Annotated in this window: 19 protein-coding genes; 3 read left to right on the forward strand and 16 right to left on the reverse strand. The window is 58.2% G+C overall.

From position 1 onward, the window contains the following. Window positions 1–14 precede the first annotated feature (14 nt). Together ACP7AD_RS02995 and ACP7AD_RS03000 are read right to left on the reverse strand one after the other, a co-directional pair. Window positions 15–1,505, reverse strand: coding sequence for an efflux transporter outer membrane subunit (locus ACP7AD_RS02995; RefSeq protein WP_426144883.1), 1,491 nt, complete (start codon window positions 1,503–1,505; stop codon window positions 15–17). Window positions 1,506–1,605: 100 nt separating this feature from the next. After that, entirely contained in the window at window positions 1,606–2,136 is a 531-nt protein-coding gene (locus ACP7AD_RS03000) for a MarR family winged helix-turn-helix transcriptional regulator (protein ID WP_426144585.1), read from the reverse strand. Window positions 2,137–2,215: 79 nt separating this feature from the next. Between ACP7AD_RS03000 and ACP7AD_RS03005 the strand changes: the two genes are divergently transcribed. The 3 genes from ACP7AD_RS03005 (at window position 2,216) to ACP7AD_RS03015 (ending at window position 6,611) form a co-directional block, all read left to right on the forward strand. Beyond that, window positions 2,216–4,036 (forward strand): ABC transporter transmembrane domain-containing protein, encoded by a 1,821-nt coding sequence (locus tag ACP7AD_RS03005; RefSeq protein WP_426144584.1) that lies wholly within the window; start codon window positions 2,216–2,218, stop codon window positions 4,034–4,036. 146 nt (window positions 4,037–4,182) lie between these two features. Further along, window positions 4,183–5,136 (forward strand): chemotaxis protein, encoded by a 954-nt coding sequence (locus ACP7AD_RS03010; protein WP_426144583.1) that lies wholly within the window; start codon window positions 4,183–4,185, stop codon window positions 5,134–5,136. A gap of 158 nt (window positions 5,137–5,294) precedes the next feature. Continuing rightward, complete coding sequence (locus ACP7AD_RS03015; RefSeq protein WP_426144582.1) at window positions 5,295–6,611, forward strand: Glu/Leu/Phe/Val family dehydrogenase; 1,317 nt, start codon at window positions 5,295–5,297, stop codon at window positions 6,609–6,611. A gap of 66 nt (window positions 6,612–6,677) precedes the next feature. Here the strand turns inward: ACP7AD_RS03015 and ACP7AD_RS03020 are convergent, their stop codons facing one another. From ACP7AD_RS03020 to ACP7AD_RS03085, 14 genes are read right to left on the reverse strand one after another with little or no spacing between them, the layout of a single operon-like run. Then, entirely contained in the window at window positions 6,678–7,205 is a 528-nt protein-coding gene (locus ACP7AD_RS03020; protein WP_426144581.1) for a DUF1178 family protein, read from the reverse strand. A 21-nt stretch (window positions 7,206–7,226) separates the two neighbouring features. Continuing rightward, the gene (locus ACP7AD_RS03025; protein WP_426144580.1) at window positions 7,227–7,841 is read right to left on the reverse strand and encodes an NUDIX domain-containing protein; all 615 of its coding nucleotides are present in this window, start codon (window positions 7,839–7,841) and stop codon (window positions 7,227–7,229) included. Then, complete coding sequence (locus ACP7AD_RS03030) at window positions 7,838–8,140, reverse strand: DUF2818 family protein (RefSeq protein ID WP_426144579.1); 303 nt, start codon at window positions 8,138–8,140, stop codon at window positions 7,838–7,840. The genes ACP7AD_RS03025 and ACP7AD_RS03030 overlap by 4 nt, the downstream gene beginning before the upstream one ends. Before the next feature lie 2 nt (window positions 8,141–8,142). Then, window positions 8,143–9,645: an NADH-quinone oxidoreductase subunit NuoN gene (gene nuoN, locus ACP7AD_RS03035; protein ID WP_426144578.1), complete on the reverse strand. Its 1,503-nt coding sequence runs from the start codon at window positions 9,643–9,645 to the stop codon at window positions 8,143–8,145. A gap of 19 nt (window positions 9,646–9,664) precedes the next feature. Next, on the reverse strand, window positions 9,665–11,140 hold the full coding sequence (locus ACP7AD_RS03040) for an NADH-quinone oxidoreductase subunit M (RefSeq protein WP_426144577.1): 1,476 nt from the start codon (window positions 11,138–11,140) through the stop codon (window positions 9,665–9,667). Between the two features lie 33 nt (window positions 11,141–11,173). Then, on the reverse strand, window positions 11,174–13,198 hold the full coding sequence (nuoL, locus tag ACP7AD_RS03045) for an NADH-quinone oxidoreductase subunit L (RefSeq protein WP_426144576.1): 2,025 nt from the start codon (window positions 13,196–13,198) through the stop codon (window positions 11,174–11,176). Between the two features lie 7 nt (window positions 13,199–13,205). Further along, complete coding sequence (nuoK, locus tag ACP7AD_RS03050) at window positions 13,206–13,514, reverse strand: NADH-quinone oxidoreductase subunit NuoK (RefSeq protein ID WP_426144575.1); 309 nt, start codon at window positions 13,512–13,514, stop codon at window positions 13,206–13,208. Beyond that, complete coding sequence (locus ACP7AD_RS03055; RefSeq protein ID WP_426144574.1) at window positions 13,514–14,167, reverse strand: NADH-quinone oxidoreductase subunit J; 654 nt, start codon at window positions 14,165–14,167, stop codon at window positions 13,514–13,516. Before ACP7AD_RS03055 ends, nuoK begins: the two co-directional genes overlap by 1 nt. A gap of 51 nt (window positions 14,168–14,218) precedes the next feature. Further along, window positions 14,219–14,716, reverse strand: coding sequence for an NADH-quinone oxidoreductase subunit NuoI (gene nuoI / locus ACP7AD_RS03060; protein WP_029524391.1), 498 nt, complete (start codon window positions 14,714–14,716; stop codon window positions 14,219–14,221). Window positions 14,717–14,726: 10 nt separating this feature from the next. Then, entirely contained in the window at window positions 14,727–15,806 is a 1,080-nt protein-coding gene (gene nuoH / locus ACP7AD_RS03065; protein ID WP_426144573.1) for an NADH-quinone oxidoreductase subunit NuoH, read from the reverse strand. Further along, window positions 15,799–17,946, reverse strand: coding sequence for an NADH-quinone oxidoreductase subunit NuoG (gene nuoG, locus ACP7AD_RS03070; RefSeq protein WP_426144881.1), 2,148 nt, complete (start codon window positions 17,944–17,946; stop codon window positions 15,799–15,801). The genes nuoH and nuoG overlap by 8 nt, the downstream gene beginning before the upstream one ends. Before the next feature lie 20 nt (window positions 17,947–17,966). After that, the gene (gene nuoF, locus ACP7AD_RS03075; protein ID WP_426144879.1) at window positions 17,967–19,376 is read right to left on the reverse strand and encodes an NADH-quinone oxidoreductase subunit NuoF; all 1,410 of its coding nucleotides are present in this window, start codon (window positions 19,374–19,376) and stop codon (window positions 17,967–17,969) included. A gap of 4 nt (window positions 19,377–19,380) precedes the next feature. Next, window positions 19,381–19,866 (reverse strand): NADH-quinone oxidoreductase subunit NuoE, encoded by a 486-nt coding sequence (nuoE, locus tag ACP7AD_RS03080; protein WP_426144572.1) that lies wholly within the window; start codon window positions 19,864–19,866, stop codon window positions 19,381–19,383. A 16-nt stretch (window positions 19,867–19,882) separates the two neighbouring features. Next, complete coding sequence (locus ACP7AD_RS03085) at window positions 19,883–21,136, reverse strand: NADH-quinone oxidoreductase subunit D (protein ID WP_426144571.1); 1,254 nt, start codon at window positions 21,134–21,136, stop codon at window positions 19,883–19,885. Between the last annotated feature and the right edge of the window lie 16 nt (window positions 21,137–21,152).

Below are 21,152 nucleotides of genomic sequence, written 5' to 3' on the forward strand. Positions count from 1 at the left end.
CCGGAAAGGCTTTTTTATTGACTAAAAAGGCTTTTTTCGCTGGCTGGGCGGACGCTGACAGCTATGGTTTTTGAAGCATCCGGGTCTTTGGGCAGGGGCTCGGGCGCATAACCGCCGCCAAGCGCGCGGATCAAGCCCACCTGCGTCTCCAGCACCCGGCCCGCCAGATCGACGGCCAGCCGGCGCTGGGCCAGCACGCTGGTTTCGGCCGTCAGCACATTCAGGTAATTGCCCAGCCCCGCCCGGTAGCGCTGCACGGCGATGTCGTAGGCGCTTTCGGCCGCGTCCTGCGCCGCCCGCTGTTCAAGCTGCTGGCGGCTGATGGATTGCCGCGACGCGACCTGGTCGGCCACATCGCGCACCGCGTCGATCACGGCGGCGTTGTAGCTTTCGACCGCAGCGTCCAGATCCGCCGTTTTGCCGCGCAGGTTGGCGCGCAGCCGGCCGGCCTCGAAAATCGGCAGGCGCACGGCCGGGCCGACGCCCCATTGCTGACTGCCCGAGTTCAGCAGATTACCCAGCCCGATGCTGGAAAATCCGGCAAAGGCGACCAGGTTGATGTTCGGGTAGAACTGGGTTTTGGCATTCGCCACGTCCTTCAACGAAGCCTCCACGCGCCAGCGCGCGGCAGCAATGTCGGCGCGGCGGCCCAGCAGGTCGGCCGGAATCACCGGCGCCAACGCTACATTTTTAATAGCTTCTTGCGCAGACGGGACCAGCGCAGAAGCACTATTGGGCTGTCCAACCAGGGCATTCAGCGCATTGCGCGTCAGCGCCATCTGTTCCTGCACGGTTTCCAGTTGCAGGCGCGCCTCGGGCAGGCCACCTTCGCTCTGGCGCAACTCCAGCCGGGTGTCGAGGCCGGCATTGACGCGGTCCGTGACCAGCCTGAGGGTTTGGTCGCGCTGGGTCAGCGTGCGTCGGGCCAAGGCGGATTGTTCATTCAGCCGTACCAGCTGGAAATAGCTTCGGGCGACCTGGCTGGCCAGCAGCACGCGGGCAGCCAGGGCATCGGCTTCGGCGGCACGCGCGCTGCCCAGCGCGGCATCGAGCGCCGCGCGGTTCTTGCCGAAAAAGTCCAGCTCCCAGCTGGTGGCCAGCTGCGCCATGCCGCTTTCGCGAATCGATCCGGCCAGCGGCGGCGGCACCGCGCCGTTGGCGGTGTAGCGCTGGCGCGTCAAATCGAGTTGGCCATTGACTAGCGGCAGCGTGGCGGCATTCGCCACTTCCGTGACGGCCTGCGCGCGCGAGAGCCGGGCCTGTGCCAGCTTCAGGTTAGGGCTGCTTTCAAGCGCCTGGGCGACCAGGCTATTGAGCGTATCGTCGCCAAAATCGCGCCACCATTCGCTTGCCACCGGCGCCTGCGCGGCGGCCGTGCCCAGCCCGAGCGATGCTGCATCGCGCAGGCTCGCCTGCGGCGCGATGCCGGACATGTCGGCGCAGCCACCCATGCCGGTGGCAATCAAGCCGGCCGCCACCACGCCGGCAGCAGAAACCAGCGCCATGCGCACCGACGCGCGCCACACCGGCAAGGCAACCTGTCCGGGGATGCACGCCAGTTCGGTGCAAGCCTGCGCGCGTCGTTCGGCGCAGGACGTTTGGGGTTTACTTATCATTTTTTTCTGTCGATGCGTGCAGGGTTTGCGCCGTGTCCAGCATCCGGCGCAAGTAGCTTTGCAGGGTTTTCCATTCCTCGACCGAGAAGCCGGCCAGCAGCGCGTTTTGCACGCCGCAGAGAATGCCCGGGATTTCCTGCGCTGCGGCGCGGCCCGCGTCGGTCAGTTCCAGGTTGACCACCCGGCGGTCTTCTGACGAGCGGATGCGGCGGCACAACTCCTTGGCTTCAAGCCGGTCGAGCAGGCGGGTCATGGAACCGGCGTCCAGATCGCACTGGCGCGCCAGTTCAGCCGCCGTCGAGGCGCGGCCCATGTAGAGCTTGAGCATCGGCACCCATTGCGCATTCGTCAGGCCGGTCGGTTCGAGTTCGCGTTCGACGCCCTGCGACACCAGCGAAATGATGCGGCGCATCAGGTAGCCGACGCTGTCGTCCGGTATGTAGCCTTCGGCCCGGTAAAAATCGATCAGTGGACTCGCCAGGGCATCGACATAAGGATTGGGGTGGTGCTTTGAATCCATGGCATGAATATTACTTGTTTAGACAACTATTGTCAAGCCTGTGTTTGCAATGCCAAGCTTTAAAGTTAAAATACCATTCATGGCTACTTCCACCGCGACTTCCCTTCCCTCCCGCACGTCAATGGCTCCGAGCTTGCCGCCCGCCAAGGGCTCGCCCCGGTCGCTGTCGGGGCTGCTTCCTTTTCTGCGGCCGTATTCGGGCCGGATCGGGCTGGCGGTGCTTTTCCTGGTCATGGCGGCGGTTGCCACGCTGGTGTTTCCGCTGGCGCTGCGGGGCCTGATCGACGGCGGCATGGGCGCGGCTGACAAGGGCGAGCAGCTGATGGCGCTGCGCACCCATTTTTTCGAGCTGTTCGGCGTGGCCGCCGCGCTGGGGCTTTTTTCGGCTGGGCGCTTCTACACCGTCAGCTGGCTGGGCGAGCGGGTCACGGCCGACATCCGCAATGCGGTGTATTCGCATGTGGTGCGGCAAAGCCCTGAGTTTTTTGAGACCACGCAGACCGGCGAGGTGCTGTCGCGGCTGACCGGCGACACCACGCTGGTGCAGACGGTGGTGGGCTCGTCGCTCAGCATGGGCCTGCGCAACGCGGTCATGGGCGTGGGCGCGCTCGGCATGCTGGTGGTCACCAATCCTTACCTGATGGTGCAGGTGCTCGGCGCGCTGCTGCTGATCGTGGCGCCGTCGGTGTGGTTCGGGCGGCGCGTGCGCAAGCTGTCGCGCGCCAGCCAGGACCGCGTGGCCGACTCCAGCGCGATTGCCGCCGAAGTGCTCAATGCCATCCCAGTGGTGCAAAGCTACACCGCCGAAGACCGGGAAGCGGCGCGTTTCGACCGGTCGACGGCCGATGCCTTCGCCATCGCCATTCGCCGGACCAAGGCGCGCGCGGTGCTGGTCGCCTTCATCATCATCGCCACCTCGGCGGCCTTGCTCTGGGGCCTGTACCAGGGCACGCAGGCGGTGATGCGCGGCGACATTTCCGCCGGCCATCTGGGCCAGACCGTGGTTTATGTGATCATCCTGGCCAGCGCTGCAGCGGTGCTGGGCGAGGTCTACGGCGACCTGCTGCGCGCCGCCGGCGCCACCGAGCGGCTGATGGAGCTGCTGGACAGCCGATCCCCCGTGACTTCACCCTCAAATCCGCTTCCTGCGCAGGTAGTACGGGCAGGGAGTGCTATTAAATTTGAAAATGTCACGTTTCACTACCCGTCCCGGCCAACGCAGCCGGCCTTGACCGATTTCAGCCTGAGCGTGGCGCCGGGCGAGACCATCGCCATCGTCGGTCCGAGCGGCGCGGGCAAAAGCACGGTGTTCCAGCTGTTGCTGCGCTTTTACGACCCGGCTTCGGGCCGTATAGAGCTTGACGGCGTTGCGACCCGCGACCTGTCGCTGCAGGACTTGCGCGGACGCATCGGGCTGGTGCCGCAGGACGCGGTGATTTTCTCGACCAGCGCGCTGGAAAACATCCGCTACGGCAAGCCCGGCGCGACGGACGAGGAAGTCAAGGCTGCGGCCAGCGCCGCGTTCGCGCATGAATTCATCAGCGCCCTGCCCGAGGGCTTCGACACTTTCCTGGGCGAACGCGGCGTGCGCCTGTCGGGTGGGCAGCGCCAGCGCATCGCGATTGCGCGGGCCATGCTGAAAAATTCACCGCTCCTGCTGCTCGACGAAGCCACCAGCGCGCTCGACGCCGAAAGCGAGCGCATGGTGCAGGCGGCGCTCGAATCGGCGATGAAAGACCGCACGACGCTGGTGATCGCGCACCGGCTGGCGACGGTGAAAAAGGCCGACCGGATCGTCGTGATCGACCATGGCTGCATCGTGGAGCAGGGAAACCACGAGCAGCTGATGGCCGCCAACCAGGTCTATGCGCGGCTGGCAGCGCTTCAGTTCGTAGCATAAAAAGTCCATCGGCGTAAGGCCGATCTACGCGGTAACGGCGCCTTTCATGGGTCAGAGGAAAGCGCGCTGCCTGGCCTACATTGGGGTGCGTGCATGCGCATCGGCCATGCAACGTTTTCACACCACCACCGGGCAGCAAGCAATCCATGAAGCCAGCGTTTCACGACATCGACGAACGTACCAACCTGACATCGAGCAACAAGTTTGAATTGCTGCTGTTTCGCCTTGGGGAAGCGGCCAACTCCGGGCAACGCGAGCTGTTCGGCATCAATGTGTTCAAGGTTCGTGAAATCCTGGTCATGCCGCCCGTCACCAGCATGGCGAATTCGTCTCCCCATGTCATGGGCGTGGCCAATATCCGTGGACAGATCATCCCGGTCATCAACCTGCCGGCGGTGGTCGGCTGCACGCCGACCAATGGCCTGGCTATCTTGCTGGTGACCGAGTTCGCCCGCAGCACGCAGGCCTTTGCCGTCGAGGAAGTCAGCGAGATCGTCCGGCTGGAATGGCAGCAAGTGCTTTCAGCCGAAGGCCAGGGTGGCGGCTTGGTGACCAGCATCGCCCGGCTCGACGGCGATATTGAAACCACGCGGCTGGCGCAGGTGCTTGATGTCGAGCAGATTTTGCAGGATGTCATGCCGCCTGAAAAGCAGGCCATCGGCACGGCGCCGGGCGTCAAGGTGAACCTTCCTCCGGGAACGATTGTCCTGGCGGCCGATGATTCCGCGCTGGCCCGCTCAATGATCGAGCAAGGCTTGTCGTCCATGGGCGTTCCCTACATCATGACCAAAACCGGCAAGGAAGCCTGGGACCGGCTGCAGGCCATCCACACGCAGGCACAGGCCGAAGGCAAGACCGCACATGAAAAGGTTGCCCTGGTCCTGACTGATCTGGAAATGCCTGAAATGGATGGTTTTACCCTGACGCGCAACATCAAGGGCGATGCTAGGTTCAAATCGATCCCGGTCGTGATCCATTCATCGCTGACCGGCGCGGCCAACGAAGGCCATGTCAAGACCGTTGGCGCGGATGCCTATATTGCCAAGTTCGCCGCCGACGAACTGGCCGCCACCCTGCTTGAAGTCTTGTCGAACCGCTAGATGCCGTGCATCGGCCGAGGCAGGCTTGGCAGCGGGTTAGGAAACGACTTTTCATAACTATGCATTTCATGCATAAATACAAATAAAGTAGGCCTTGGACAGTTGGAATCGCGCGCACTAAGCTGCGCTACCTTCATTTGTTTTCACAAGGATTCTTCATGTCACAAACGTCCGCCGAAGGCGAAAGCGCGCTCGCTCCGGCTTCTGCCGTTCCTTCCTACCTTCAAGCCGACAACCTCGGACCGTGGGGAAACTACCTGCAGCAGGTGGACCGGGTCATTCCGCACCTGGGCAAGCTGGCACGCTGGGCCGAAACCCTCAAGCGGCCCAAGCGCATCCTGATTGTCGATGTGCCAATTCACATGGACGACGGCACGGTGGCGCATTTTGAGGGCTACCGCGTGCAGCACAATGTCTCGCGCGGCCCCGGCAAGGGCGGCGTCCGCTTTCACCAAGACGTGACCTTGTCCGAGGTCATGGCGCTGTCGGCCTGGATGTCGGTGAAGAATGCGGCGGTCAACGTGCCCTACGGCGGCGCCAAGGGCGGCATCCGCGTCGATCCGAAAAAGCTTTCGCGCGGTGAACTCGAACGCATGACGCGCCGCTACACCAGCGAGATCGGCATCATCATTGGCCCCAACAAGGACATCCCTGCGCCCGACGTCAACACCAACGAGCAGATCATGGCCTGGATGATGGACACCTATTCCATGAATACCGGCTCTACCGCCACCGGCGTGGTCACGGGCAAGCCGGTCGATCTGGGCGGCTCGCTGGGCCGGCGTGAAGCCACCGGACGCGGCGTGTTCACGGTGGGAACGGAAGCAGCCCGGCACATCGGGCTGGACATCGCCACGGCCCGGGTGGCGGTGCAGGGTTTTGGCAACGTGGGCGGCGTGGCGGGCAAGCTGTTTGCCGATGCGGGCGCCCGGATCATTGCCGTGCAGGACCACGGCGGAACGATTTTCCGGGAAGCTGGACTGGACATCCCCGCCCTGCTCCAGCATGTGGCCAGCACCGGCAGCGTGGCCGGTTTCGCCCAAGCCGAAGTGATGGCGAACGACTTGTTCTGGGAGGTGGACTGCGACATCCTGATTCCGGCGGCGCTGGAGCAGCAGATCACCGCCGCCAATGCCGGCCGCATCAAGGCACGGATGGTGATCGAAGGCGCCAACGGGCCGACCACGCCGGCGGCCGACGACATCCTGCAGGAGCGCAATGTACTGGTGGTGCCCGATGTGATCGCCAATGCCGGTGGCGTGACGGTCAGCTACTTTGAGTGGGTGCAGGATTTTTCGAGTTTTTTCTGGGACGAGGACGAGATCAATGCACGCCTGGTCAAGATCATGAAAACCGCTTTTGCGGCTGTCTGGCAAGTCGCGCAGGAAAAAAAGGTCAGTCTGCGCACCGCGACCTTCATCGTGGCCTGCCAGCGTATTTTGCATACGCGCGAACTGCGCGGCCTGTACCCCTGACCAAAGGGCCGGGTTGGCAGGCGGTAGGGCAGGCAATGGATCTGCCTGCCGCCTGCCTTTTGATGCCTACTGCAGGGTTTCCTTGACAGCGGCGAGCATGGGCAGCGGGATGACTTCAATCCCCTCCTCCAGAAGTTCCACTGCCTCGCGCGCGCTGGCCTGGCCGCGAATGCTGCGTGCTTCGACTTCTCCATAATGCATGCGGCGTGCTTCCTCGGCAAAGCGCGTGCCCATGTCCTCAGTCGTTGCCATCACCTGGCGCAAGGCATTTAAAAAAGCGGCTTGAGCCGCAGGCTCGGGTGCTGGCGTGAGCGCGCTTTCGCTTTGGCTGATCCTCGCCATTTCGCCATTCGAAGGAAGATTTGCGCTTGATGGGCAAGGCGTCGTGGAGTCCGCGCGGCCCAAATCAGCTGTATGGGCCTGGTGGCCACCAAAATTGAGCCGGGGAGCACTGGGCATTTTTTGAATGCCGGTGTCCGCACACATTGGGCAGGCAATCAGGCCACGCTGGTGCTGATTTTGGAAGTCGTCCTCGCACCCGAACCAGCCTTCGAACGAATGCAGGCGCGAACAACGCAGATTCAGAACTTTCATGGGCGAAGTATGGCAAGACCGTTACGGCTCCGTTGCCTGCCATTGCAATGTCCATGCGCCCGACAGCACGTTTTTCAACCAGAGCATGCCCGTGACCGTCTTGGCATCGGTCACCTGACCGCTACCGCACCAGTTCATCAGTTCGTCAGGCGTGGCGCTGAAAACCTCAAGGAATTCGCCGATGTCGAGTTGTTGCACGCCTGGCGTAAGTCCGCGTGCAAACCAGATGTCAATGAATTCGGTGGAATAGGCAATGGCCGGATGCAGCACGCCTGCCCTGGCCCATTCGCGCGCGCAATAGCCGGTTTCTTCCTGCAGTTCGCGTTTGGCACAGGCCAGCGATGTTTCACCAGCATCGAGTTTTCCTGCAGGAAACTCGATCATCACGGCATGGAGCGGATAGCGGTACTGTCGCTCAAGCACCACACGCCCGTCGTCCAGCAGCGCCACGATCATCACGGCACCCGGATGGACCACGTATTCGCGGGTGGTATGCCGGCTATCGGGAAGACTGACCGTGTCGCGGCGAATCTGAAGGAAATTTCCGACGAGGATCTCATCCGAGCTGAGTTGCTTTTCAGCCAGATGGGAATCATTGCCTGCGCCTATTCCGTCGGCATCAGATGCGGTCGTCATGATCGGTGTTTAAACAGGTAGCGGTAGGTAAAGCCGGGAAAAGCGAACGTCACGAAAAGGGTTCCCGTGATGGCGTAAAACTCCCAGCCCTGCGGTGCGATCTGGCCGTTTCGGTGTTCAAGATACAGTCCCGCACCGCCTACCAGCAGGTACCAGACCAGCAATTCTGCCAGCCGGACGGCCAGATTTTTTGGCGACTTGAGCGCGTACACGGCAAACAGCCGGTTGCTGAAAAACGGCATGTTGGCCATCAACAAGGCCAGCAGCACCACCAGCCATACCGAAGCGGTCTGGTTCAAGCTCAGACCCCGAGCGAATTCACGATGCTGTTGATCGACTGCGCGCAAAGCGTCATCAGGCCGCCGGGTGCAATACCCAGGGCCAAAAGCAGCGCGCCATTGATGGCAAGCACGATCCGCGCATCGGCCGCCGCATGAATCGGCTGCGCATTGTGGCTGTGAGGCGCATCGAAATACATGACCTTGATCACGCGCAGGTAGTAAAAAGCGCCGATCAGGGACATCATCACGGCAAAGACAGCCAGCACCAGATAACTGGTCTGCCCCGACGAAATCAAGGCCTGAAGCACACCCAACTTGGCGTAAAAGCCCACCAGTGGCGGGAGGCCTGCCAAGGAGAACATGCTCATCGCCATGACACCCGCGTACAAGGGGCTGCGCTGGTTCAGGCCGGACAGATCTGTGATTTCTTCGGACTCGTGGCCGGCGCGGGCCAGCAGCAAGATGATGCCGAACGCGGCGAGCGTGGTCAGCACATAAGTCAAGGCATAAAACATGGCGGCGCCGTAGGCCATTTCCGTATTGAGCTGATTTCCATTGACCACCCCTGCCAGCAGGCCCAGCAACAAAAAGCCCATCTGGGAAATGGTCGAAAACGCCAGCATGCGCTTGAGGTTGGTCTGGGCAACGGCGGCCAGATTGCCGATCAGCAAGGACCCGATGGCCATCAATGCCAGCATCTGCTGCCAGTCAATCGCCAGCGGCAGCAAGCCTTCGACCAGCAAGCGAATCGTCATGGCAAATGCAGCCAGCTGCGGGGCACCGCCGATGACCAGCGTGACCGCAGTTGGCGCGCCGTGGTAAACGTCAGGCAACCACATGTGGAAAGGCACCGCACCCAGTTTGAAAGCCAGGCCCGCCACAATGAAGACCAGGCCGAACACCAGCACTTGGTGCTTGACCTGCCGGCTGGCAATGGCGTTAAAGACTTCGTTGATGTTGAGCGAGCCGGTAGCGCCGTAAAGCATTGAGAGGCCGTAAAGCAGAAATCCGGAAGCCAGAGCGCTGAGCACAAAATATTTCATCGCGGCTTCAGTCGCCTGCGCGTCGTCCCGTCGCAAGGCGACCAGTGCATAGCTGGACAGCGCCATCAGTTCCAGGCCCATGTACAGCACCAGGAAGTTATGGCCTGAAATCATCACGAACATGCCCAGCAAGGCAAACAGACTCAGCGTGAAGAATTCGCCGCCACGCAGCATGTCGCGGTCAGCAGCATAAGGCCGGCCATAGACGATCGTGACCATCAGGGCAACGCTTGAAAAGCACTTCATCCAGCTTCCCATGGGGTCTACCACCACCATGTTGCCGAAACCATAAAAGACCTGCCCGCCCAGGGCGGTATTGGCTTCCATGATGGCCACCACGCCGAGCGTCAGCAGCGTCAATGCATAGGTGAGCGATCGGCGTGGCGTCTTGACGCCAAGGTCGACCAGCGCGATGACGCAGGACATGACCAATAGAACAAGTTCGGGATAAACCGCGATCCAACTGAGTTTGTCAATCATCTGAATTCTTTGAGTTTTCTTAGTTCAGTTTCGAAAGCGCGACATGCCTGAGCAGATCAGCCACCGACGTGTTCATCACATCGGTAAACGGCTTGGGATAAATGCCCATGTAGAGCACCGCGACCGCCAGCATCGCCAGCATCAGGAACTCACGGTTGTTGATGTCGAGCAGTTTCTTCACATTTTCATTCGCCACAGGGCCAAGATACACGCGCTTGTACATCCAGAGCGTGTAAGCCGCGCCCGAGATCAGTGCCGTTGCCGCTGCCATGCCAATCCAGAAATTAGCCTTGACGGCGCCCAGGATCACCATCCACTCGCCCACGAAGCCAGCCGTGGCTGGCAAGCCGCAATTGGCCATGGCAAACAGCAGCGCAAAGGCCGCAAACTTGGGCATGGTGTTGACCACGCCGCCATAGCTCGCAATCTCGCGCGAATGCACCCGGTCGTACAGCACACCAATGCACAGGAACATGGCGGCGGAAACAAAACCGTGGGCAATCATCTGCACGATGCCGCCAGAAACGCTCAAGTCGTTGAACAGGAAAAATCCAAGCGTCACAAAACCCATGTGTGCCACCGATGAATAAGCCACCAGTTTCTTCATGTCGCGCTGCACCAGCGCCACCAGGCCCACGTAAATCACCGCAATCAGCGAAAAGGCAATCATCAGCCATGCCCACTCGCGCGAAGCATCGGGCGTGATCGGCATCGAAAACCGCAAAAAGCCGTAGGCGCCCAGCTTGAGCATGATCGCCGCCAGCACGGCAGAGCCGCCGGTTGGCGCTTCGACGTGAACGTCAGGCAGCCAGGTATGCACCGGGAACATCGGGACCTTGACCGCAAAGGCGGCAAAGAACGAGAAGAAAAGCAGGGTTTGCGCCGTGCCCGACAGGGGCAGCTTGTGCCACGCCAGAATGTCAAAGCTGCCGCCTGACTTGTTGTACAGGAAGATCAGCGCGACCAGCATCAGCAGAGAGCCGAGCAGCGTGTACAGGAAGAACTTGAAAGCCGCATAAATCTTGTTTGGCCCGCCCCAGATGCCAATGATCAGGTACATCGGAATCAGGGTAGCTTCAAAGAACACATAGAAAAGCATGCCGTCCAGCGCAGCGAACACGCCGATCATCAGGCCGCTCAAAATCAGAAACGACGCCATGTACTGGTTGACACGGGTGGTGATGGATTCCCAGCTGGCGATGATGACCACCACGTTGATGAATGCCGTCAGCAGCACGAACCACAGCGAGATGCCATCCACGCCCAAGTGGTAGTTCATGTTGAAGCGCGGGATCCAACTGCTTTTTTCGACGAACTGCATGGCCGAGGTGCCCAACTGAAAACCGTCATACAGCGGCAACGTGACCAGAAAACTGATGATGGCGCCGATCAATGCAATCCAGCGAACGCTACGTGCCTGACTTTCCCGACCCAGGGCCAATAAACCGACGCCAAAAAAAATCGGCACCCAGATGGCAAGGCTCAACAATCCCATTTTTCTCTTCCTTCTTCTTCTTCTAGATTGTTTTTATCGATTGAGCCAGACGAAATACGTCATCAACACAAAGATGCCAATAATCATGCCAAAGGCATAGTGATAGATATAACCGGACTGCAGGCGCCTGACCAGGCTTGACACCCGGCCGACAAGTTTCCAGGAACCGTTGACGAGCACGCCGTCAATCAGTATCTGGTCGCCTACCTTCCAGAACACGGTGCCGAGACCGCGCATGCCGCGGGCAATGACGTTTTCGTTGAACCAGTCCAGGTAATACTTGTTTTCCAGCAGCTTGTAGACAGGGTTCAGGTTGCGCTTGATAGCTGTCGGCAAGGCAGGATTGACCATGTACATGTAGTAAGCCAGCACAACGCCCGCCAATGCAAGCCAGAAAGGAGGGGCTGTCAGGCCATGCATCGCCATCTGGACGGGGCCATGAAATAACGCGGCCAATTCTTCCATTGCGGGATGCCTCTCCAGATTGGCAAAAATCGCGCCCTTGAAAAATTCGCCATACAGCATCGGTTCAATCGTGATGAAACCGATGATGACCGACGGAATCGCCAGCAAAACCAGTGGCAAGGTCACGACCCAGGGAGATTCATGGGGCTCGTGGTGCTCTCCATGATGGCCATGGTCGCCGTGCGCATCGTGATGGGCTTCGGGATTCTGGTCATATCGCTCCTTGCCATGAAACACAAGGAAGTACAGCCTGAATGAATAGAACGCTGTCACGAAAACACCTGCCAGCACCGAAAAATAGGCAAAGCCGCTGCCCCAAAGGTGGCTCTCAGCCACGGCTTCGATGATGCTGTCCTTCGAATAAAAACCCGAGAACAACGGCGTCCCAATCAAAGCCAGCGAACCCAGCAGGAAGGTGATCCAGGTGATTGGCATGTACTTGCGCACACCGCCCATCCAGCGGATGTCTTGGTTGTGGTGCATGCCGATAATCACCGAGCCTGCGCCCAAAAAGAGCAAGGCCTTGAAAAACGCATGCGTCATCAGATGGAACACTGCCACCGAGTAGGCTGATGCGCCCAGAGCTACCGTCATATAGCCCAGTTGTGACAGTGTGGAATAGGCAATGACGCGCTTGATGTCGTTCTGGATGATGCCCAGAAAGCCCATGAACAGCGCGGTGATGGCGCCAATCACCATGATGAAGCTCAAGGCGGTGTCGCTGAGTTCAAACAGCGGCGACATCCGGGCCACCATGAAAATGCCGGCCGTCACCATGGTCGCGGCATGAATTAGCGCCGATATCGGGGTCGGACCTTCCATGGAATCAGGCAGCCACACATGCAGCGGAAACTGGGCCGACTTGCCCATGGCGCCGATGAACAGGCAAATACAGATCACGGTGATCAACATCCAGCCAGTTCCCGGAAACGTCAGCTTGGAAAGCTCGTCCGCCTTGGCAAAGGCTTCGCCATAGTTCAGCGTACCCGCATAGGCAGCGATCAACGCAATCCCAAGGATGAAACCGAAATCACCGACCCGGTTCACCAGGAAAGCCTTCATGTTGGCAAAAATCGCGCTGGGTTTGTTGAACCAGAAACCGATCAGCAGATAAGACACCAAGCCAACGGCTTCCCAGCCAAAAAACAGCTGGAGCATGTTGTTGCTCATCACCAGCATCAGCATGGAAAAGGTAAACAGCGAGATATAGGCAAAGAAACGGTTGTAGCCTGCATCGTCTTCCATGTAGCCGATGGTGTAGATGTGAACCATGAGCGAGACAAAAGTCACCACGCACATCATCATGGCGGTCAGGCCGTCCACCAGGAAGCCGACCTCCATCTTCAAGTTGCCCACCGTCATCCAGGTATAAAGCGTTTCATTGAATCGCGCACCATCGATGACAACACTTTGCAGCGTCACGGTCGAGAGAATGAAGGCCACAAACACGCCCAGAATGGTCAGGGTATGCGCCAGACGGCGCCCTATCCAGTTACCACCAAACGTTGTTCCCAAAATACCGGCCAGCAACGCGCCAGCCAGAGGTGCCAGCGGAACAGCCAGCAGCGTCGATGCAGAAAGGGTTTGGCTCATCTTGTTATTAACCCTTAAGCGTGTTGAGTTCGTCGACGCTGATGCTGGACTTGTTACGAAACAGAAGCACCAAAATAGCCAGACCGATTGCGGATTCAGCCGCAGCGACGGTCAGAATAAAAAACACGAATACCTGACCAGCCATATCGTTCAAATAATAAGAAAATGCCACGAAATTCATGTTCACGGCCAGCAGCATGAGCTCAATGGCCATGAGCAGCACTATCAGGTTCTTGCGATTCAGGAAGATACCAATGACTGACAGGGCGAACAGCATAGCGCCCAGCGAAAGAAAATGTCCAAGCGTGAGCGTCATTATTTTTTCCCCTCTACGGCTGCGTCGGTTGTGATGCTGGCCGCAGCAACCACCGATTTCATCTTCACCAGCCTGACACGGTCTTGTGCTTTCACACGGACCTGGTCTGCCGGATTGGTTCGCTTGGAATCCTTGCGCTCGCGCAAGGTCAAGGCAATGGCTGCAATAATGGCTACAAGTAATATCACTGCAGCAATTTCAAGTGGGTAGATATATTGCGTGTACAGAACCTTTCCCAATTCCTTTGTATTGGAAACCTGTGCCGCAAGGTCGCTGGCTACAGGCGCCGAAGCGCCTCGTGGTGGCTCACGAAACCCCCCCATCAACACATACGACATTTCCAGGGCGATTACAGCACCCACCGCGCCAGCCAACGGAAAATGCTTCCAGAAACCCTTTCGCGCACTGTCCAGGTTGATGTCCAACATCATAACTACGAAGAGAAAAAGCACCATCACGGCACCCACATAAACCAGCACCAAGGTAATCGCCAAAAACTCGGCTTTAAGCAAAATCCAGATAGCCGCTGCCTGAAAAAAGGCGAGTACCAGAAAAAGTGCAGCGTGTACCGGATTGCGGGCCGTAATGACGCGAAACGCTGCAAAAAGCAGTATTGCGGCAAATACGTAAAAAAGACCTGTTTTAGCGTCCATGTTGAAGGGGATTCTTTCTACTTACAAGAGCGGGCAATGGAGCGGGAGTTATTAGCGGTATTTGGCATCTGCTGCTCGGTTGGCAGCAATTTCGCTTTCATAGCGATCGCCCACAGCAAGCAGCATCTCTTTGGTGAAGTACAAGTCACCCCGCTTTTCACCGTGATATTCCAGAATATGCGTTTCAACGATTGAATCAACCGGACAGCTTTCTTCACAAAATCCGCAAAAAATGCATTTGGTCAAATCAATGTCGTAGCGCGAAGTGCGGCGGCTGCCGTCTTCACGCACATCAGACTCAATGGTGATAGCCAACGCCGGGCATACCGCTTCGCAAAGCTTGCAGGCAATGCACCGTTCCTCACCGTTTTCATAGCGCCGCAATGCGTGCAGGCCACGAAAACGCGGGCTCAATGGGGTTTTTTCCTCAGGAAACTGAATCGTGATCTTGCGACTGAACATGTACTTTCCCGTAAGGGCCATGCCCTTGAGCAGCTCGGTCAACATGAAACTTGAAACAAAATCCTTGACGGATGCGACAGCAGACATGACTTTTCGCCTATTTCCAGATGTTGTAAGAGGTCTGCATCCAGGCTCCGACGACTACAAGCCAGACCAAGGTCACAGGTATGAAAATTTTCCAGCCCAGGCGCATGATCTGGTCATAACGAAAACGCGGAAAGGTGGAACGCACCCACAGGAAAATGGTGACTACTACAAAGGTTTTTAGGCCAAGCCAAATCCAGCCTGGAATCCAGTTGAACAATGCATGGTCAATCGGTGACAGCCAGCCACCAAGGAACAGCAGCACACAAAGAACGGATACCAGAATCATGTTGGCGTATTCAGCCAAGAAGAACATAGCAAACGACATACCGGAATATTCCACCATGTGGCCGGCCACGATCTCGGATTCGCCCTCGACTACATCAAACGGGTGACGGTTGGTTTCGGCCAGGCTGGAGATGAAATACACGACGAAAATGGGCAGCAAAGGCAGCCAGTTCCAAGACAGGAAGGTCAGGCCCTTGCTGGCGGCCATGCCCGAGCCTTGGCTCATAACAATATCCGTCATGTTCAAACTGCCGGAAACCATCAGTACCACCACGAGGCAAAAGCCCATCGCGATTTCATAGCTGACCATTTGTGCTGACGCGCGCATCGCACCCAGAAATGCATACTTCGAATTCGAAGCCCAGCCCGCAATAATGACGCCGTAAACTTCCAGGGAAGTAATCGCCATCACAAACAGCAAACCCGCATTTACATTGGCCAATGCCACATCAGGTCCGAAAGGAATCACAGCCCAAGCCGCGAGCGCGGGCATGATGGTCATGATCGGACCGAGCACGAACAAGCCCTTACTGGCTGCTGTAGGAATGATGATTTCTTTGGTCAACAGCTTCAGCGCATCGGCAATCGGCTGGAGCAGGCCAAACGGTCCGATACGGTTCGGCCCAACGCGGACTTGCGTAAAACCAATAGCTTTGCGTTCCCACAAAGTGAGGTAAGCCACGCAACCCATCAGCGGCGCTAGAACTGCCACGATTTTGATAAGAACCCAAAGTACAGGCCAGACGGTGGCTGGCCAGATTCCGCCCATCAAGCCTTGGCCTGCCGCGTACATGCCATCAATCATGCGCCTGCCCCTTCAAAGCGGCGACCTTGCGCGCGTCTGTGGTCAGCTGCAGCGAGGTGGATCTTCTGACGATACCGTCGAGCTGGTAAATACTGGCAACAACTGGCGTAGGGCCGGACACACTAGTGACAACGATTTCACCTCGGCTGGCATTTCCCAAGCGGGCGGCAGACACCAGGCCGGCATCGACACCCGAAATACTCTTGAATACGTCTTGCGACGATTCAAAGTCAAAACCCGACAAATTGAGCATATTCGCCAGTACGCGCAGCACTTTCCATCCAGGCCGGGTTTCGCCCCTAGGTTTGACCACGGCATGAAAACTCTGCGCGCGGCCTTCAGCGTTGACGAAAGTGCCAGGTGTTTCAGTAAAAGGCGCAATTGGCAGCAAAACGTCGCTGAAATCCATGTTGGCCTTGAAAGGACTCAGCGTCACAACCATTTGCGCCGAATCCAATGAGCCCTCGGCCCTTTTGCCAGCGGCTGAATCAAACTCAGGTTCGTTATTTAGCAGAATCACCGCCTTAAGCATGCCGCCTAGCATCTGGCTCGCATTCAAGCCAGAGCTGCCCGGCATGGCATTAACCAGTTGCGCGCCAACCGTGTTGGCTGCCTCGGTCAAATACCCCACTGATGCGCCGGTTTGCTCGCCGATCCAGTTCGCGAGCGCCAGCAGGCTCGAAGCGTTGGCATGGTGCGCTGCGGCATTGCCCAGCAAGATAGCCTTGCGTTCGCCGCCCAGCAGGGAAGCAGCCATCGCCTTGGCAGTGTCGCTGGCCTGGCCGGCAGCCGGTGCGGCAACGCCCTTATCTGCTGCGACGGCCGTAGCGACATCGGCCAGCACTTGCGCCCAATCTTCGGACTGTGCCACTATCGTGTTGGCGAGAGGCATGGCCCAAGCATCTGCGGACGCCAGTTCGGCGACGGAGTTGACGGCATTCAACGCACAACCGTTGCGGACCGACTGCCGGATGCGCAGTGCAAACAGCGGATGGTCTTTGCGCAGGTTGGAACCAACCACCAAGACGCGCTGGAGTTGCGACAACGAAGCAATCGAAGTGCCGAGCCAGCGAACCGATGACGAAAACGTGAATTCGGCATTGCGCAAGCGATAGTCGATGTTCTCGCTGCCCAGCGCGCGCATCAGCGAAGCCGCAAGGTGTAGCTCTTCCAGCGTACTGTGCGGGCTAGCCAGCGTGCCGATACTGTCGGCACCGTATTCAGATTTGATTTGCTTCAGGCCGTTAGCGACATATTCAAGTGCAGTTTGCCAATCAACCGTTTTCCATTGGCCGCCCTGCTTGAGCATGGGGCTCAGCAGACGGTCGTCAGTATTCAGGGCTTCGTAGGAAAAACGGTCGCGGTCGGCAATCCAGCATTCGTTGACGGCTTCGTTTTCAAGCGGCAACACGCGCATCACCTTGTCATGCTTGACCTGAACAATCAGGTTAGCGCCAGTCGAATCGTGCGGGCTGACCGACTTGCGGCGTGACAATTCCCAGGTACGCGCGCTGTAGCGGAAAGGTTTGCTGGTCAGCGCGCCCACCGGGCACAAGTCGATCATGTTGCCCGACAGTTCGGAGTCCACCGACATGCCGACAAAGGTTTCAATCTCTGCATGCTCGCCACGGTGCGACATACCCAGCTCCATCACACCGGCCACTTCCTGACCAAAGCGAACGCAGCGGGTGCAGTGAATGCAGCGGCTCATTTCCTGCATGGAGATCAAGGGTCCCACATCCTTGTGGAAGACCGTGCGCTTTTCTTCTTGGTAGCGCGACTCACCGGCACCGTAACCCACGGCAAGATCCTGCAGTTGGCATTCGCCACCCTGGTCACAGATAGGGCAATCCAAAGGATGATTGATCAGCAGAAACTCCATCACGCCTTTTTGGGCCCTGATGGCTTTGTCGTTCTTGGTGTGCACGACCATTCCCTGCGTGACAGGCGTGGCGCATGCCGGCATTGGCTTAGGTGCCTTTTCCACATCGACCAGGCACATGCGGCAATTGGCGGCAATGCTCAGCTTCTTGTGATAACAAAAATGAGGAATGTAGGTGCCGGCCTTCTCAGCGGCGTGCATCACCGTGCTGCCTTCGACAACTTCCACCTTCTGACCGTCAAGTTGTATTTCAACCATATTTTTATTCTTTCCGCCTTTCAAGCCTGCGCTGCGGCACGGCCTACGCCTTGGGTAGCGACGACTTGCGATGTATTCTTGTGGATCATGCTTTCAAATTCATGACGGTAATGCTTGATCATGGCGCGCACCGGCATGGCTGCGGCATCGCCGAGCGCACAAATCGTGCGGCCCTGGATGTTGTCCGCCACCGAATTGAGCAGGTCCAAGTCGCTCTGGCGGCCCAGGCCGCTGTGAATACGGTCCACCACGCGCCACAGCCAGCCCGTGCCTTCGCGGCAGGGGGTACATTGACCGCAGGATTCATGCATATAAAAATAAGACAAGCGTTTCAGAGACTCAACCATGCAGCGGGAGTCGTCCATGACGATGACTGCGCCCGAACCGAGCATCGAACCGGCCTTAGCAATGGAGTCGTAGTCCATTGTGCATTCCATCATGAGGGAAGCAGGCAGCACCGGCGACGACGATCCGCCGGGAATCACGGCTTTGAGTGTACGACCCTTGCGAACACCACCTGCCAGTTCAAGCAGCTTGGCAAACGGTGTGCCCATGGGAATTTCATAGTTACCCGGTAACTCGACATCTCCCGAAACCGAATAAATTTTAGTGCCGCCATTGTTCGGCTTGCCGCATTCGAGGTACGCGGCTCCGCCGTTGCGGATGATCCACGGAACTGCAGCAAAGGTTTCGGTGTTATTAATCGTGGTAGGTTTGCCGTACAAACCGAAACTGGCCGGGAACGGCGGCTTGAAGCGCGGCTGGCCTTTTTTGCCTTCAAGCGATTCCAGCAAAGCGGTTTCCTCGCCGCAAATATAAGCGCCGAAACCATGGGAAGCGTGAAGCTGGAAATTGAAGCTACTGCCAAGAATGCCATCCCCTAACAGGCCAGAAGCACGCGCTTCATTCAGAGCTTCTTCAAAGCGCTGGTAAGTGCCAAAAATCTCGCCATGGATGTAGTTGTAGCCGACGCTGATGCCCATGGCGTAAGCGGCAATCGCCATGCCCTCGATCACGCTGTGGGGGTTGTATTGCATGATGTCGCGGTCTTTGCAGGTGCCCGGCTCGCCTTCGTCCGAGTTGCAGACTAAGTACTTCTGACCCGGAAACTGGCGCGGCATGAAGCTCCACTTCAGCCCGGTCGGAAAGCCCGCACCGCCCCGGCCCCGCAAGCCACCGGCCTTGACCTCGGCAATGACTTGATCAGGTGTCAAACCGGCGCCGCCGTCCTGGCCGAGAATCTTGCGCAGTGCCTGGTAGCCGCCACGCGCTTCATAGTCACCAAGGCCCCAGTTGCTGCCATCAAGGTCAGCAAGGATTTGCGGATTGATGTGACGACCATGAAAGCAGGTCTGCACGCCGGTGGCTGCAAATTGCGACAGCACGGACTGAGCCACTGCGTTGCCGCTGGAATGTACTGGGAGCGTCATAAATTCAAGCCTCCGCCGATTTGAGACCATCAACAAGCTGATCGAGTTTTTCATTACTCATGAAACTGCACATATGGATGTCGTTCACCAGCATCACGGGAGAATCGGCGCAGGCACCCAAGCATTCCGACTGCTGCAGTGTGAACAGGCCGTCCGCCGTGGTTTCACCCATGGAAATGCCCAACTTGTGCTCTAGATGGTGCAGCGCCTTGCTGCCATCACGCAACTGGCATGGCAGGTTGGTGCAGACATTGAACTTGTACTTGCCCACCGGCTGCTGGTTGTACATGTTGTAGAAGGTGGTGACTTCGTGCACGGCAATCGGCGCCATACCCAGATACTCAGCCACCAGCTTTTCGCTTTCGGTGCTGACAAAGCCCTGCTCCTGCTGCACGATCTGCAGGCAGGCCATCACGGCCGACTGCTTCTGGCTGACCGGGTATTTGGCGACCTCACGGTCAAAAAGTGCTTTGGTTTGTTCAGAGATCATGGAAAGAGTCATGCGGTTAGCGGTCAATTTCGCCGAACACGATGTCCATCGTGCCAATCACGGCCACGGCATCGGCAATCATGTGTCCGCGTGCCATTTCGTCCATGGCAGCAAGATGCGAAAAGCCTGGCGGGCGGATCTTCAGGCGATAAGGCTTATTCGCGCCGTCGCTGACGATGTAAATCCCGAATTCGCCCTTTGGGTGCTCGACGGCGGCATAGGCCTCGCCTTCGGGCACATGAAAGCCTTCGGTGAACAGCTTGAAATGGTGAATCAGCTCTTCCATGTTGGACTTCATGGATTCGCGGTTCGGGGGCGCCACCTTGTGGTTGCTGGTGATCACCGGGCCTGGGTTAACGCGCAGCCAGTCGACGCACTGCTTGATGATGCGGTTGGACTGGCGCATCTCCGCGACGCGGACCAGGTAGCGGTCATAGCAGTCGCCGGTTTTACCCACGGGAATATCAAAGTCCATTTGTGCATAGACTTCATACGGTTGCTGCTTGCGCAGATCCCAAGCGAAGCCGGAACCCCTGAGCATCGGGCCGGTAAAACCCAGGTTAAGCGCGCGCTCCGGCGACACCACACCTACGCCGACCGTTCGCTGTTTCCAGATGCGGTTGTCGGTCAGCAGGGTTTCGTACTCGTCGACCAGTTTGGGAAACTTGACCACGAAATCATCAATGAAGTCGAGCAATGATCCCTGGCGGTTTTCATTCAATGCGTCGATCGCCTTGGCGTTGCGAATCTTGTTGACCTTGTACTGCGACATGCTTTCCGGCAGATCACGGTAAACACCACCCGGACGAAAGTAGGCCGCGTGCATGCGGGCTCCAGACACTGCCTCATACATGTCAAACAGCACTTCGCGTTCGCGAAAGCAGTAGATCAGCATGTTCATCGCGCCACAGTCAAGTCCGTGCGCGCCGAGCCACATCAGGTGGTTGAGCAGTCGGGTGATTTCCGAGAACATCACGCGGATGTACTGCGCACGAATCGGAACATCAACGCCGATCAGTTTCTCGATGGCCAGACAGTAAGCATGCTCATTGGACATCATCGACACATAGTCAAGCCGGTCCATGTAAGGTAAAGACTGAATATAGGTCTTGCTTTCGGCCAACTTCTCGGTCGCGCGGTGTAGCAGTCCGATATGCGGGTCAGCGCGTTGGATCACTTCTCCGTCCAGCTCTAGCACGAGACGCAAAACGCCGTGGGCGGCTGGATGCTGCGGTCCAAAATTGAGCGTGTAGTTTTTAATTTCAGCCATGTCGTACCTCTTGCGA

This window comes from Polaromonas sp. DSP2-3-2b2 (assembly GCF_049895905.1).
Lineage (GTDB): Bacteria > Pseudomonadota > Gammaproteobacteria > Burkholderiales > Burkholderiaceae_C > Polaromonas.